General features: G+C 62.3%; 13 protein-coding genes. 6 read left to right on the forward strand and 7 right to left on the reverse strand.

Features of this window, described 5'->3' with window-relative positions; translation table 11 throughout:
• The first annotated feature begins 30 nt into the window (after positions 1–30).
• Complete coding sequence (locus FY528_RS13125) at positions 31–780, forward strand: DUF4386 domain-containing protein (RefSeq protein WP_149071475.1); 750 nt, start codon at positions 31–33, stop codon at positions 778–780.
• A gap of 88 nt (positions 781–868) precedes the next feature.
• Here the strand turns inward: FY528_RS13125 and FY528_RS13130 are convergent, their stop codons facing one another.
• Positions 869–1,615, reverse strand: a complete 747-nt coding sequence (locus tag FY528_RS13130; RefSeq protein WP_149071476.1) for a TrmH family RNA methyltransferase — start codon at positions 1,613–1,615, stop codon at positions 869–871.
• Between the two features lie 11 nt (positions 1,616–1,626).
• On the opposite strand from FY528_RS13130, the gene tamL reads away from it, so the two are divergent.
• Positions 1,627–4,143 (forward strand): translocation and assembly module lipoprotein TamL, encoded by a 2,517-nt coding sequence (tamL, locus tag FY528_RS13135; protein WP_149071477.1) that lies wholly within the window; start codon positions 1,627–1,629, stop codon positions 4,141–4,143.
• A gap of 127 nt (positions 4,144–4,270) precedes the next feature.
• Here tamL and FY528_RS13140 read toward each other — a convergent pair whose 3' ends face one another.
• Complete coding sequence (locus FY528_RS13140; RefSeq protein ID WP_149071478.1) at positions 4,271–6,442, reverse strand: alpha-ketoacid dehydrogenase subunit alpha/beta; 2,172 nt, start codon at positions 6,440–6,442, stop codon at positions 4,271–4,273.
• An 89-nt stretch (positions 6,443–6,531) separates the two neighbouring features.
• Here FY528_RS13140 and FY528_RS13145 point away from each other — a divergent pair, with 89 nt between their 5' ends.
• Positions 6,532–7,056 (forward strand): GNAT family N-acetyltransferase, encoded by a 525-nt coding sequence (locus FY528_RS13145; RefSeq protein WP_149071479.1) that lies wholly within the window; start codon positions 6,532–6,534, stop codon positions 7,054–7,056.
• A 41-nt stretch (positions 7,057–7,097) separates the two neighbouring features.
• Here FY528_RS13145 and FY528_RS13150 read toward each other — a convergent pair whose 3' ends face one another.
• The gene (locus tag FY528_RS13150; RefSeq protein WP_149071480.1) at positions 7,098–8,129 is read right to left on the reverse strand and encodes an MBL fold metallo-hydrolase; all 1,032 of its coding nucleotides are present in this window, start codon (positions 8,127–8,129) and stop codon (positions 7,098–7,100) included.
• A gap of 178 nt (positions 8,130–8,307) precedes the next feature.
• On the opposite strand from FY528_RS13150, the gene hemF reads away from it, so the two are divergent.
• Together hemF and FY528_RS13160 are read left to right on the forward strand one after the other, a co-directional pair.
• Positions 8,308–9,267, forward strand: a complete 960-nt coding sequence (gene hemF / locus FY528_RS13155) for an oxygen-dependent coproporphyrinogen oxidase (RefSeq protein ID WP_149071481.1) — start codon at positions 8,308–8,310, stop codon at positions 9,265–9,267.
• On the forward strand, positions 9,264–9,848 hold the full coding sequence (locus FY528_RS13160) for a phosphatase PAP2 family protein (protein ID WP_149071482.1): 585 nt from the start codon (positions 9,264–9,266) through the stop codon (positions 9,846–9,848). Before hemF ends, FY528_RS13160 begins: the two co-directional genes overlap by 4 nt.
• Positions 9,849–10,037: 189 nt before the next feature.
• On the opposite strand, the gene FY528_RS13165 is transcribed toward FY528_RS13160, so the two are convergent.
• The 3 genes from FY528_RS13165 to FY528_RS13175 all read right to left on the reverse strand — a co-directional run bounded on the left by FY528_RS13165 (position 10,038) and on the right by FY528_RS13175 (position 12,493).
• Positions 10,038–10,241: a hypothetical protein gene (locus FY528_RS13165; RefSeq protein WP_149071483.1), complete on the reverse strand. Its 204-nt coding sequence runs from the start codon at positions 10,239–10,241 to the stop codon at positions 10,038–10,040.
• A gap of 53 nt (positions 10,242–10,294) precedes the next feature.
• Positions 10,295–10,885 carry a riboflavin synthase gene (locus tag FY528_RS13170; RefSeq protein ID WP_149071484.1) on the reverse strand — a complete coding sequence of 197 codons (591 nt, stop codon included), beginning with the start codon at positions 10,883–10,885 and terminating at the stop codon, positions 10,295–10,297.
• Positions 10,886–11,086: 201 nt separating this feature from the next.
• A complete protein-coding gene (locus FY528_RS13175; RefSeq protein WP_262383995.1) occupies positions 11,087–12,493 on the reverse strand; it encodes a sugar transferase in 1,407 nt (468 codons plus the stop codon).
• 134 nt (positions 12,494–12,627) lie between these two features.
• On the opposite strand from FY528_RS13175, the gene FY528_RS13180 reads away from it, so the two are divergent.
• Positions 12,628–13,302 carry a protein-L-isoaspartate(D-aspartate) O-methyltransferase gene (locus tag FY528_RS13180; protein WP_149071485.1) on the forward strand — a complete coding sequence of 225 codons (675 nt, stop codon included), beginning with the start codon at positions 12,628–12,630 and terminating at the stop codon, positions 13,300–13,302.
• 229 nt (positions 13,303–13,531) lie between these two features.
• Here FY528_RS13180 and FY528_RS13185 read toward each other — a convergent pair whose 3' ends face one another.
• Entirely contained in the window at positions 13,532–13,741 is a 210-nt protein-coding gene (locus FY528_RS13185) for a PID-CTERM protein-sorting domain-containing protein (protein ID WP_232066333.1), read from the reverse strand.
• Positions 13,742–13,745 lie beyond the last annotated feature (4 nt).

Here is a 13,745-nt window from a genome sequence, read left to right on the forward strand (position 1 = left end):
TCTGCCCCTACACCTGCACAAACCGACGCTATGACTGCCCGTTCCTTTGCATCCTCGCCCCAGTTCTATGCCCGCCTTGGCGGGGCGCTGTACCTGGCCATTATCCTGTTTGGCGCTTTCGCCGAAGGCTTCGTCACCAGCAAACTGGTGGTAGGTGGTGATGCCGTTGCCACGGCCCGGCATATCCTGGCTTCGCCGGCACTCTGGCGTCTGGGCGTGGCGGGCAACGTGCTGCTGGTGCTCTTTGCCGTGCCCCTACTCTGGATTGAGTACCTACTGCTGCGGCCCGTCAGCAAAAGCCTGGTGCTGCTGGCGGTGCTCCTGAATGTGGTTTCCTTGTCGGTGGAAGCCGTCAGCAAGGTCTTTATGCTGCTGGTGCTACCTATTCTGAGCAATCCGGAGTACGCCAGCGCCTTTGGCCCCCGCCAGCTGCCCGTACTGGCCAATCTGGCGCTAAGGACGCATGACATTTCCTTTAATATCGCCCTGATCTTTTTCGGCTTAACCTGCCTGGTCAACGGCTACCTGATTCGGAAGTCGGGGTATTTTCCGCGGGTGCTGGGGACCCTGCTGCAGGTGGCAGGCCTGGGTTATCTGGTCGCCTGCTTTGCCGCGCTGTTCGCCCCGGCGCTGGCGGCTATCCTCTTGCCCGGCGTGCTGGTGCTGCCCTTGGTTGGCGAATCAGCCTTCTGCCTATGGCTATTGCTAAAAGGAGTCGATAAAGCGCAGTGGCACGAGCAGGTAAACGAGCCAGCCCCCCGCGCCGTGGCCGCCGGGTAAAACCACCGTAGACACGCCTGCAAAGTGCCGGCCTGCCGAATCAGCCGCCGCTCTGCCAAGCGTGTGGCGCCTCACTAACGACTGCTACTCACAGCTGCCGGAAAAAGTTATCCAGCAGGATACCGGCCGACACGGCCACATTAAGACTCTCGGCCCCGCCCCGCCCGGGAATGTGCAGACGACGGGTGAGGCGGGCATGCACTTCGGGTCGCAGGCCGTGGCTTTCGCTGCCCATCACCAGCACGCCTTCCGGAGCCAGCGCCAAGCGGTGCACGTTGTCGCCGGCCAGGTCGGCGCCGTAGATGGGGGTGGCGGCCGGGAACGTGCCCAGCCACTGGGGTAGCTCCCGCTGCCAGATGCGCACCCGCGTGAAGGACCCCATGGTGGCCGCCACGGTTTTAGGGTTCCACGGGTCGGCGCAGGTTTCGGAGCACACGATGCCCGTCAGCCCGTACCAGTCGGCCAGCCGGATGAGGGTGCCCAGGTTGCCGGGGTCGCGCACTTCATCCAGGGCCAGCAGCAAGCCTGCGGCGCTGGTGGGCAGGGCCGGCTCGGCGGGAATGCGGGCCACGGCCAGGGCGGTGTTGTTGGTGCTAAGGGTGCCCAGCTGGGTGAGTTCCGCCTCCGAAATGATTTCCACCGGCACGCCGGCGGGCAGCTCCTGCCCGATTTTTGCCGCAAATTCAGCAGTAAGGAACACGCGTTCCGTTAGAAGTCCTGAACTTAGCAACTCGCGCACGCTCTTGCCGCCTTCTACCAGGAAGGCGCCGTGCCGCAGCCGATACTTTTTCTGCTGCAACGCGTGTACGTACTTGACAACTGCTTTTGACACCATATTTCTTTGTTGTGCTGCCTGCGCCCCGGCGAGTTTTTTCCTTACTTCTGCTGAGTCTGAGCCTGAACCTACTACTGGGCTGCTCGCCCACGCGGCTGTTGCAGCCCGGCCAAAACCTGCTCTACCGCGTGCGGCTGGAAGGCGTGAAGGAAGCCAGCACCGACCGGCTGCAGGCCCTGTACCAGCAAAAGCCGAATACCCGGTTTCCGCTCCCAAAGCTAGCAATCTATCAGTTGGGGCAGTCGTTTTACAACCCCGAGCGGCTGCGGCGCCAGCTGGAAGAAGAGCGCACCAAGTATGATTCCCTGATTCGGCTGGCTGGCCGCGACTCCGTGACGGTGGGCCAGCTGCTGCTGAAGCGGGAAAAACACACCCAGCGCCACCAGCTGGCCCTTACCAAAGGCAACGCCCTGATGCGCATTGGCGAGGCCCCGGTGGTGTACGACTCCCTGCTCACGGCCCGCACGGCCGAACAGATGGCCGTATTTCTCCGGTCCCAGGGGTTTTTCCGCAGCCAGGTGCGTGCCACCGAAAAGAGCACGGACCGCCGGGTGAGCGTAACGTATTCGGTAACGGAAAATCAGCCCTTCCGCTACGCCCAGCTCGACTACCACATTGGGGACACGGCCGTGGCGGCGGTGGTGCTGGCGGGCAGCTCCACCTCCCTGCTCCACCTCGGCGACCGGTACAACGAGGAAGCCATTGGCCTGGAAAGGTCGCGGCTGGAAACCCTGCTGAAAAACGCGGGCTACTACGACTTTCGCCAGCAGTACGTGACCCTGGAAGCCGACACGAGCTTTGCGCCCGGCACCGTGCGTTTGCGCACCATCGTAGCCAACCCCGGCCCCGGCGAGCGGCACAAGGTGTACACCGTGCGGCGGGTGAACGTGTTTACCGACGCGGGCACTACCCGCTTTGGGGTGAAGCGCGACACCGTGCGGCGCGACTCGGTCAATTTCCTGGCCTACCGGCAGCGCTACAGCTCGAAGGTGCTGAACCAGCGCGTAGAAGTGCGCCCCGGGTCCCGCTACAGCCTGCTCAACACCCAGACCACCCAGCGCCAGCTGGCCGACCTGGATATGTTCCGGTTTAATACCGTAACGTATCAGAAAGTGCAGGGCGACAGCGCCAGTGGCCTGGCCCGGCTGGACGCCAACATCTACGCTTCCCCGCTGAAAAAATTCCAGGAAACCACCGAGCTGGGTGCTACCTATTCGGCCTTGCTGGTGGGCCCGTTTGCCAATATCAGGGTGAAAACGCGGAACCTGTTTGGCGGGGCCGAGGTGCTGGAAACCAGTTTGCGGGCGGGCCTGGAAGGCCAGTACCGGCAGGTGCCCAATCCCACCAGCAACAGCCCGAAAGGAGTTTATTCGTTTCAGCTGGGGGGCAATGTGAGCCTGATTTTGCCCCAGTTTCTGGTGCCCTGGCAGACCAACCGCTTTCTCACGCGCTATAACCCCAAAACCCGGGTTTCGACGTCGTACACCTACGTAAAGCGGCCGGACTATACCCGTACCAACCTTGAAGGCAGCTACGATTACATATGGCAGCGCAGCGCCTATCAGCAGTACGTGGTGACGCCCCTCAACATCAGCTTGCTGAATACCAGCAAAATCGACCCTGATTTTAAGGCTTATCTGGGTACGCTGGCGAACAACGGGGCCATTCTGCGCAGCTTTGGCCGGCAGCTGGTACCCAGCGCCAGCGCCACGTCCCTCTACAACAGCAACGACTTCAACCAGACGCGTAACGCCGCTTATTTTCGGGTGGTAGCGGAGCTGGGCGGCCTGGGTCGGCAGCTCTACACTCAACCCGACCCAGCCTCGGGTGACCCGCGCCTGGCTGGCATCCCGGTGCTGGACTACGCGCGCTTCAATGCCGACTACCGCCGGTATTACAAGCTCACGCCCCTCACCTATTTGGCTTGGCGCCTGAACACCGGCGTGGCGCATGCCCTCACCCGCACCACCTTCACGGCCGATGGCGTAACCAGTTCTTCCTTCGTTATTCCCTACGACAAGTACTTTTTTGCGGGCGGCGGCTCCAGCTTGCGGGCCTGGCGCCCCCGCCGCCTGGGCCCCGGCTCGTATACTACTTTTCTCACCAAAGACGGCCAACCTCAGTACGACAGCCGCGGCAAGCTCATTCAGGATGAGAACGTGGAGCAACCCGCCGAACTGCTGCTGGAAGGCAGCGTGGAATACCGCTTCCCCATCTACGACTACATTTACGGGGCCTTCTTCACGGACTTTGGCAACGTGTGGTCCCTGCGTCCCGACGACCCCCGCGAAGGGGCTAATTTCTCGGCCAACCGCTTTTACCAGGAAATTGCGGTAGGCAGCGGGCTGGGTATCCGCTTCGACCTTACGTTCCTCATCATCCGGCTGGATATAGCCACTAAGGTGTACGACCCCACGGCCGTGCCAGGGGATAAATGGGCTATCCGCCGGTTTGCCGTTTGGCGCAACGATGCCAAGCCCTGGCTGAATACGCCTACGCTCAACGTGGGTATTGGCTACCCATTCTGATCTGGTGCTACTTAACACGCCGCTTGGGCCCGGGCCTTGAAGCCCTTATTCAGTTCTATTCTCAAAAGGAAGCGGCTCCTGCTAGTGCAGAAGCCGCTTCTTCCTTTTGGGCAAGTGGTGGTCTGGGCTAATACGCCAGCAGCTCCCGGAGGGCGGCGGCTACTTTGTCGGGGTTGGGCAGCATCTGCTTTTCCAGCTCCACGTTCAGGGCAATGGCCGGCAGGTTGGCCGCGCCCAGCGTAAACACCGGCGCGTCGAGCTGACGGAAGCAGTGCCGCTGAATGCGGCCGGCCAGGCTTTCGGCAAAGGAGTTGAGCAAAGGCTCTTCCGTGAGCACCAGGGCTTTGCCATGGCGCTGCACGGCGGCTTGCACGGCCTCCCAGTCCAGCGGATTGAGGGTGCGCAAGTCCAGGATTTCCACTTGCCCGGCAAACTGGCGGCTAGCCGTTTTGGCCCAGTGTACGCCCATGCCGTAAGTAACTACCACGCAGGTTTCGCCACTGGCCAGCTTCTCCGGACTGGCTTCCTGGGCTATGGCGGCTTTGCCCAGGGGAATAACGTAGCCGGCAGAGGGCTCCACGGTTTTGGCGTCTTCGGTGCCGGGTACCTTGCTCCAGTATAGACCTTTATGCTCCAGCATCACCACCGGGTTGGGGTCGAGGAAGGCGGCGCGCATCAGGCCCTTCATGTCGGCGGCATTGCTGGGGTACACCACCTTGATGCCGCGAATGGTGAGCAGCGTGCTTTCGACGGACCCTGAGTGGTAGGGTCCGCCCCCGCCGTAGGCCCCAATGGGCACGCGGATCAGGCTCTGCACCGGGAACTGCCCGTTGGAAAGGTAGCACGACTTGCTCAGCTCCTCTACCAGCTGATTAAGAGCTGGCCAGATGTAGTCGGCGAACTGAATTTCGACAATGGCTTTGGCTCCTACGGCACTCATGCCGGCCGTGCTGCCCACAATGTAAGCCTCCTGAATGGGCGTGTTGAAGACGCGGGCATCGCCGTATTTTTTGGCCAGCAGCGCCGCCTCGCGGAACACGCCGCCCAGCTCCCCGCCCACGTCCTGGCCGTAGAACAATGCCTCCGGAAACTCCCGCAGAATATCATCCACCGCGTGCAAGGCCGCGTCCACCATCAGAGCTTTATCGGCGCCGGCCGGGCTTCGCTCCCCGGCTTCCTGGGTTACGACTGGCGGGGCAAACTCGTGGTCAGCAAAGGTAGCCGGGTCGGGGTTGGGCGCGGCCAGGGCACGCTGGTAGTCGGCCTGCACGGTGGCGCGGGCTTCTTCTCCCAGCGCCTGCAGCTCCTGCTCCGTGAAATCCAGCTCCAGCAGCTGCTGGTGGAAGCGCGGCAAGGGGTCCTGGGTGGTATGGTGGGCGAGGTTGTCGCCGCGGTACCACTCGCGCCGCACTCCGCTGGTGTGGTGGCCCAGCAGCGGGCACCGGGCGTGGACCAGCACCGGCCCCTGCCGCTGGCGCACGTAGTCGGCGGCCTCCCGCATCCCGGCGTAGCTGGCCAGAAAATCGGCCCCATCAAACTGCAGGCGGTGCAGGCCCTTAAAGCCCGCTGCAAACTCGTAGGCATTCATGGAGCGCATTTCGCGGCCGGTGGCCGAAATACCCCACTCGTTGTCTTGCACCAGGTAGATGATAGGCAGTTGATGCAGGGCCGCCATTTGCAGGGCCTCGCTTACTTCGCCTTCCGTCATGGCGCCGTCGCCAATGGAGCAGAGCACCAACGGAGCCGCCAATTCCGACGCCTGCAGCCCGTAGAGGCCCGGAATCGGCTGGTTATTTTCGTAAAAGTCCCGGGGGTCGGGCATCAGGGCGTTCAAGCCTTGGCTTTCCAGGTACTTGATGCCGTGGGCCATGCCGGTGGCCGGTATGGCCTGCATGCCCGTGGCCGAGCTTTGGTGCGGAATGGTGGGCACGCCGGCCCGGCGCAGGGAAGGGTGGCTGTAATACGTGCGGCCGCCGGAAAACGGGTCGTCGCGCTTGGCCAGCAGCTGCAGCATCAGCTCGTAGGGGCTCAGGCCCATGCCCAGCAGCAGGGCATCGTCGCGGTAGTAGGGCGCGGCGTAGTCCTGGGGGCCGAGAATAGAGGCCGCGGCCAGCTGGATGGCCTCGTGGCCGCGGGCCGTGGCGTGCACGTACTTGGCCGTTACGGCCTTATTTTCCTCGTAGAGGCGGGCCATTTCATCGGCCGTGCGCATGAGCAGGTAGGCCTGGCGCAGGGTGGCGCGGCTGGGCTGGGCGTGGGTGAAGTCGGTTTCCAGCGTGGGGGTGGCTTGGGGGAGCATAAGGGGTGGGTGGGGTAATGCCGGGGCGAAGGTACGAACCGGGCCTTTGCCACGGAAGACAGGGCCCCGGAGGCCGTATCTTTGCCTCCATGACTGCCGAACTACGCATTGCGCCCGCCACCGCCGCTGACATTCCGGCCCTCGTGGAACTCGTGAACCGGGCCTACCGCGGCGGCGCCTCCCGCCAGGGCTGGACCACCGAAGCCCACCTGCTCGATGGGCAGCGCACCGACGCCGAAGACCTGCAAGCCCTGCGCACTGCCCCCGGTGCCACCTTCCTGCTGGCTCATACCAACACCGGGCAGCTCGTAGGCAGCGTTTACCTAAAGCCCCAGTTCCCCGACCTCTACCTCGGCATGCTTTCCGTGGAGCCCGGGCAGCAAGGCCTGGGCATCGGCAAGCAGCTGCTGGCCGCCGCCGAAACCCACGCCCGCGCCCATTCCTGCACCGGCATTCTGATTTCCGTCATTACGGTGCGCGCCGAGCTGATTGCCTGGTACGAGCGGCACGGCTTCCAGCGCACCGGCGAAACCCTGGCTTTTCCCACCGACACGCGCTTTGGCATTCCGCGCCAGCCGCTGGAGCTGCTGCTGATGCGCAAGCAGCTGTCGTAAGCCGTTACTCCGGATACTGGCCGTGCTTGGCTTGCTTTCGGCTAGTTATTGAGCCACCAAACGTCGCGCAGCACCGGTCCGCCAATAGTGTAGGGCTGCCCGATGCGGGGCACCGTGACGGGCAGTTGGGCTTTTTCGGCGGCGGGCAATAGCCGCTGCACGGGCTCATTCCAGGGATGATAGGCCAGGGTGAACTTGGCCCAGTGCACGGGCAGCAGCATGTTGGCTCCCAGGTCAAGGGCGGCCTGGGCAGTTTCCTCGGGCAGCATATGAATGGGGTGCCAGCTAAGGTTGTACTGACCATTCTCGAGCAAAGCCAGGTCGAAGGGGCCGTACTGCCGGCCAATGGCTCGGAAATGGGGGCCGTAGCCACTGTCCCCGCCCAGAAACAGGCGCGCCCCATCCAGCTGCAGCACGTACGAAGCCCACAGGGTTTGCCGGGGGCGCAGGCTGCGGCCCGAGAAATGCTGAGCCGGCGTGGCCGTGAGCTGCACACCCGACACCGGCGTGGCCGTGTCGTGCCAGTTCAGCTCGGTAATCTGCTCGGGCGCGTAGCCCCAGGCCTGCAGGTGGCTGCCCACCCCTAGGGGCGTAATCACGTGACGTACTTTCTCGCGCAGGGCCACCACGGTAGCGTAGTCGAGGTGGTCGTAGTGGTCGTGGGTGAGCACCAGCACATCAAGGACGGGCATATCGGCGGCCGAGTAGACATCGGCACCGGCAAAGGCGCGCACGGCAAACGAGAAGGGCGAGGCAGCCCCACTGAACATGGGGTCAACCAGAATATTCAGCCCGTGGGCCTGAATCAGGTAAGACGAGTGCCCAAACCAAACGACCGTGGGCTGGTCCGTAGCGGGAAGGTGCAAATTGGTGCGCACGGCGGGCAGCTGTCCGGTCGGAGCTACGGTGCGGGGCTTACGCAGGAAATCTACCAGCATCTTGCCCATTGGGGCTTCGCTGGGGCTGAAACGTACGCCTTCTAAATTCTCAAAGCGGCCGTTCTGGTAATTTGATAACCCGGTAAACCGGTCTTTCACTTGGCGGGAAGGGTTCTTCCCCAATACTTGCAGCATAGCACAGGAGCCGTAAAAAGCGGCCTTCAATGGTACAGACGCCTACGAGCGGGTTTTACTTTACTGCCCGGCACATTCGCGCAGCCAACTGAATTACCAGAGCCGCTCCCATTGCGCTTTGGCAGAGTGGCAGCGCCGGAAATTTCTACCTTTGCCCGCTGATTCTGCCCTTGCCGCCATGGATTTTACGCCCACCGCCTCCTTCCCTACGCCCACCGCTCAGCCCCGCTTCCGCGACACCGTGGAGCAGTGGATGCGCCAATTTCAGGACTGGCTTTGCCAGCAACTGGAAGCGGCCGACGGCATGGGCGTGTTTCGGGAAGATGCCTGGGTCCACCACAGCGGGGGCGGGGGCCGTAGCCGGGTACTCACGGGTGGCCAGATCATTGAAAAAGGCGGGGTGAACTTTTCGGCCGTGGAAGGGCGCATGAGTGAGGCGGCAGCCCGCACCCTGCTCATGCCCGACCCGAATTACTTTGCTACGGGCGTCTCGGTGGTGCAGCACCCGGGCAGCCCGCTCGTGCCCATTTCCCACATGAACGTGCGCTACTTCGAGGCCGGCAACGGGGAAGCCTGGTTTGGCGGCGGGCTGGATTTGACGCCCATCTACGTAGATGAAACCCAGGCCCGTTGGTTTCACCAGCAGATTGCCGACGTGTGCGCCGCCCACAATTCCGCCTACTACCCGCGCTTCAAGCAGTGGGCCGATGAGTACTTCTACCTGCCCCACCGCCAGGAAACCCGCGGCATCGGCGGCATCTTCTTCGACCGGCTGATTGTAGGCAAGGAGGCAGATGCGGAGAGCTTGTTTGCCTTCGTACGCAGCGTGGGCGAGGTCTACGGGCGCACTTACTGTGAACTGCTGCGCCAGAACGCCGGCCGGCCCCACACGGAGCGGCAGAAGCAGTGGCAGCTGATGCGCCGGGGCCGCTACGCCGAGTTCAACCTGGCCATCGACCGCGGTACCCGCTTCGGGCTGGAAACCGGCGGCCGCACCGAAAGCATCCTGATGAGCTTGCCGCCCCAGGCCGAGTGGCACTACAATTTTCCCATCGAGCCCGGCTCCCCCGAAGAAGCCACCCAGCAGTGGCTGCGCCCGGGCCTTGACTGGCTAACCATCCCCCCTGCCACGGTTTGATTGAGTTTTTCCAACACCTGGACCGCTGGCTGCTGGTAGCCGCCAACTCCCGCCACACCGCCCGCCTGGATGCCTGGATGGTGTTTTTCTCCGAACGTTTGGTTTGGTTTCCGGCCTACTTCGTGCTGGTGGTGGTGCTGTGCTACCTCTACGGCCGGCGCGCCACCCTGCTGCTGCCCCTGCTGGGCTTGAGCGTGCTGCTGGCCGATGTCATTTCCAGCCGCCTGTTCAAGCCCTACTTTGCCCGCCTGCGCCCCTGCCACGACGCCGACCTCTCAGCCACGCTGAACCTGGTAAACGGCTGCGGCGGGCAGTTCGGGTTTCTTTCCTCGCACGCGGCCAATGCCTTTGCGCTGGCGGTGTTTCTGGGTATTCTGCTGCCCCGGCGCTACCGCACGGCCAAGGTGCTGCTCTTTATCTGGGCTGCCCTGGTCAGCTACAGTCGCATCTACCTGGGGGCTCACTACCCTTCCGATGTACTGGCGGGTATGCTGCTGGGTTCCCTCATGGCCTGGCTTTGCGCCCTGGCGTTCCGGCACCTGGCCCGGCGCTGGTGGCCGCTGCTAGGGGCGGAGGCGTAGAAAATTATACAGGACGTCATGCTGAGCTTGTCGAGGCATCTCTACCGCTTCGTCTCCTTCTTCCAACGAAGCGGTAGAGATGCTTCGACAAGCTCAGCATGACTCGTAGGTTCTTCCTAAATCGATTCAATAAAAAAGGCTCCGCACGGTCGCGCGGAGCCTTTTTTATTGGTAAATCCTGAGCAAAAGTTACTTGGCGGGCTTGCGGTTGCCGGTGTGCCCGTCGCCTTTGTCACCTTGGCCAGATTTGCTGGTGACTTTAGAATTGGTCCGGTCGTCGCCGGACAACGAGCGGTTTAAATCGGCGGAGCTGGTGAACTTGCCTTCCTTGTCGCGGCGCACGTAGCGCTTGTCACCAGGAGTAGGCTCTATTAACTGACGTTTGGTTGACATGTCGGTAGGAGTTGATACTCCTACCGTTACGCAGTTTCCGGCTGCCAGTTTCCTTACCGCCCCAGCAATTTCGCCACGTACTTGCCCACTATGTCGAACTCCAGGTTGACGCGGTGGCCGGGGCGTAGGTCCTGGAAGGTGGTGTGCTCGTAGGTGTAGGGAATGATGGCCACGGAAAAGCCGTCGTCGGTGCTATTGAAGCAGGTGAGGCTGGTGCCATTTACGCAGATAGAGCCTTTTTCCACCGTTACGCGGCTAGGGCCCGGCTCGTGGCGGAAGCGAAACACCCAGGAGCCATGCTGGTCCTCCACCGACTCGCACTCGGCCGTAAGGTCCACGTGGCCCTGCACAATATGGCCGTCGAAGCGGCCGTTGGCGGCCAGGCACCGCTCCAGATTCACACGGCGGCCCGGCTCCCACTGGCTCAGGTTGGTTTTCTGCAGCGTCTCGTCGATGGCCGTGACAACGTGCGTGCCAGCCATGCCATCGACGGCTACTACCGTCAGGCACACCCCGTCGTGGGCCACGCTCTGGTCGATTTTCAGCTCCTGAGCGAAGCTGGATTCTACGGTGAAATGAATATTGGTTTCTTCCCGGCGCACGGCCGTGATGGTACCCAGGGTTTCGATGATGCCGGTGAACACTTCGTTAAGGTGGTTTAAATGTGCTGCGCTGCGCTAATGTGGAAAATGTGTTGATGTGGGTTGAATATGCTACGCTGCGCTAATGTGGAAAATGTGCTGATGTGCTAATCAACGGAATGCTGAATTGTTCAACGGTGCAATTTTACTTTACAAAGCATTGGCACATTAAAGGAGCGAAGCACATTCAACCACATCAGCACATTATTTTCCGCGTCCTTCCACAATGATTTTGAGGGTGTAGAGCATGACGCGGAAGTCCATGGCCAGACTCATGTTTTCGATGTAGAGAATGTCGTACTTGAGGCGTTCCACCATCTGTTCCACGGTTTCGGCGTAGCCATACTTCACCTGGCCCAGGCTGGTAATGCCGGGACGTACGCGGTGCAGGTGGCGGTAATGCGGGGCCACGGCCATAATCTGGCGGATATAGAACTCCCGCTCGGGCCGCGGGCCCACCAAACTCATGTCGCCCTTCACCACGTTCCAGAACTGCGGCAGCTCATCCAGCCGAACCTTGCGCATGAACCGCCCCCAGGGCGTGATGCGCGGGTCGTGCAGGGAAGAAAGTGAAGGCCCCAGCCGCTCGGCATCCACGTACATCGAGCGGAACTTATAAATACGGAACGGCTGCCCCGCTTTGCCGATGCGCTCCTGAGAGTAGAAAATGGGGCCCGGCGAGGAAAGGCGCACCATCACGGCGGTAAAGGCATACACCGGCCAGGCCAGCACCAGAAACAGTAAGGAGCCCACCACATCCAGCACCCGCTTGGTTACTTCCTGCCACACGGGCAGCAAATCCTGCTTGATTTCAATAAGCGGGGTGCCAAACAGGTGGTTGACCTTCACCGAGCCCAGCAGCATCTGGTAGAGGTCAGGTAGGATGCTGATGCGCACGGGCGTGCCTTCCAGCAGGGTAAGAATTTCCTGAATGAGCAGGTGCTCACTGGGCTCCGTGGCAATGATAACCTGCTCTACGTTAAGCCGCTCAATGAGCTCGGGCAGTTCCTGGTAGTGCCCCTGCCGGGGCAGCGCCGCGGCCAAGGCCGAGTCGATGCTCTCGCCCACCGACACAAACCCGATGATGCGCAACCCGAGGTAGCGGGTGGCATGCACCAGCTCCTGGCGTACGTCGCGGGCCAGGGCATTGGCTCCCACAATAAGGGTGTTAAACGTAATCACCCCGCTGCGCACCAGCCGCTGCACGCTGGTGACGGCCCAGGTGCGCAAAATGGCCGAAATGGTGAAGTGCAGCAGGAAATAGGCCGAGATGGTGCGGTAGTACAGCCGGTAGTTGCTCACCCCCTCGTCGTCGAGCAGCAGAGCAAAGAAGATAACCAAAGCCCCCAGCGTGGACACCCGGGCCAGCCGAATGATTTCGCCCAGGCGCGATTTGCGGAAAATGTCGCGGTATTCGCCGATCAGCCCGTAGAGCAGCATCCAGAACAAGGCAATCAGCAGGGCCGAACCCAGCAGGGTGAGCAACTCTTCCCGGGGTGTGAAGCTTTCGTTAAGAAGGTATTTGCGCAGGAGGTAAAAGCCCATCCAGGCCAGCAGAGCTGCCCCGAAGTCGGTGGCCATGAGTTTGAGCTTCTGCAGGGTACGAATCAAGCGGCGAACAGCGTAAGCAACGAAAAGGCCCTGGAGCGGCCAAACCAGTGGTTTTTATGCCCCGGAAACGGTAGTTTCGCGCTTCTCATACCTGAACAGCGCCCGCCGGGTCTGCAAAGGTAAGCGCATTCTCCGTGACCCCGCAATCTGCTCTTTCGGCTTCCGATACGTACCGGCACCGTGGCCAGCGCCGCGCCCTGGTGGCGGAGCTGCGCCGCAAGGGTATTTACGATGAACGCGTGCTGCGCGCCCTGGAGCAAGTGCCGCGCCACCTGTTTTTCGAGCCCGGCTTCCGGGAGCATGCCTACCAGGACAAGGCCTTCCCCATTGGGGAGGGACAAACAATTTCGCAGCCCTACACGGTGGCTTTCCAGACCCAGCTGCTGCAGGTGCGGCCCCAGGACCGGGTGCTGGAAATCGGGACGGGCTCGGGCTACCAGTGCTGCGTGCTGCTGGAGCTCACGCCCCACGTCTGGAGCATTGAGTACAACGCGGTGCTGTTTGCCCGTACCCAGCGCCTGCTCGCGCAGCTGCACCGCCCCGCCCACCTCTCCTGCGGCGACGGCAGCCTGGGTTTCCCCGATCAGGCGCCCTTTGATAAGATTATTGTTACGGCTGGCTCGCCTTCGCTGCCCCGGCCCCTGCTGCGCCAGCTACGCGTGGGCGGCTCGCTGGTAATTCCGGTGGGCACGGAGCAGAGCCAGCGCATGGTGCGGGTGGTGCGGGAGTCGGAGGAAAGCTTCGTGCGCGAGGACTTCGAGGAGTTTCGCTTCGTGCCCCTGCTCGGGCAGGCTGGCTGGGGAGGATAAGGCGGCCCTGGAGAGACGGGAAGCGGATGCCCTGTATATCAAACCATCAGGTGTGCGTCACGGCTTAGCCGCTGTGTGGCGCTGGGCCGAAACCGGCCTCCGCTACAAAGCCCTTCGTGTTGAGCGGCCGTTATCGGATGAGTGCGTAACTGGGCAACTACCGACGCGCCAACGCCACTTTTCCACGGATGAAAAAAGGGCGTTGGTAGAAATAACCGGGCGTGGCTTCTCAGCGAGTGGGGCGCTGGCGCAGCCTATGCAGGCCCAGAGCTGCCCCACCCGCCAGCAGTAGGGAGGCCCCGCCGTCCAGCGGGACATCGGTAGGTTCATCATCGGGCTGTGGCCCGGTGGAGCCGGGGGCGCCCTGGGCCAGGGCGCTTCCATAAGTCAGGCCCAGGAAAGCCAACGTCAGGGCGGTTACGACCACTAAATTTTTCATGTGC

Source organism: Hymenobacter lutimineralis (assembly GCF_008271285.1).
In the GTDB taxonomy this organism is placed as follows: Bacteria; Bacteroidota; Bacteroidia; order Cytophagales; family Hymenobacteraceae; genus Hymenobacter; species Hymenobacter lutimineralis.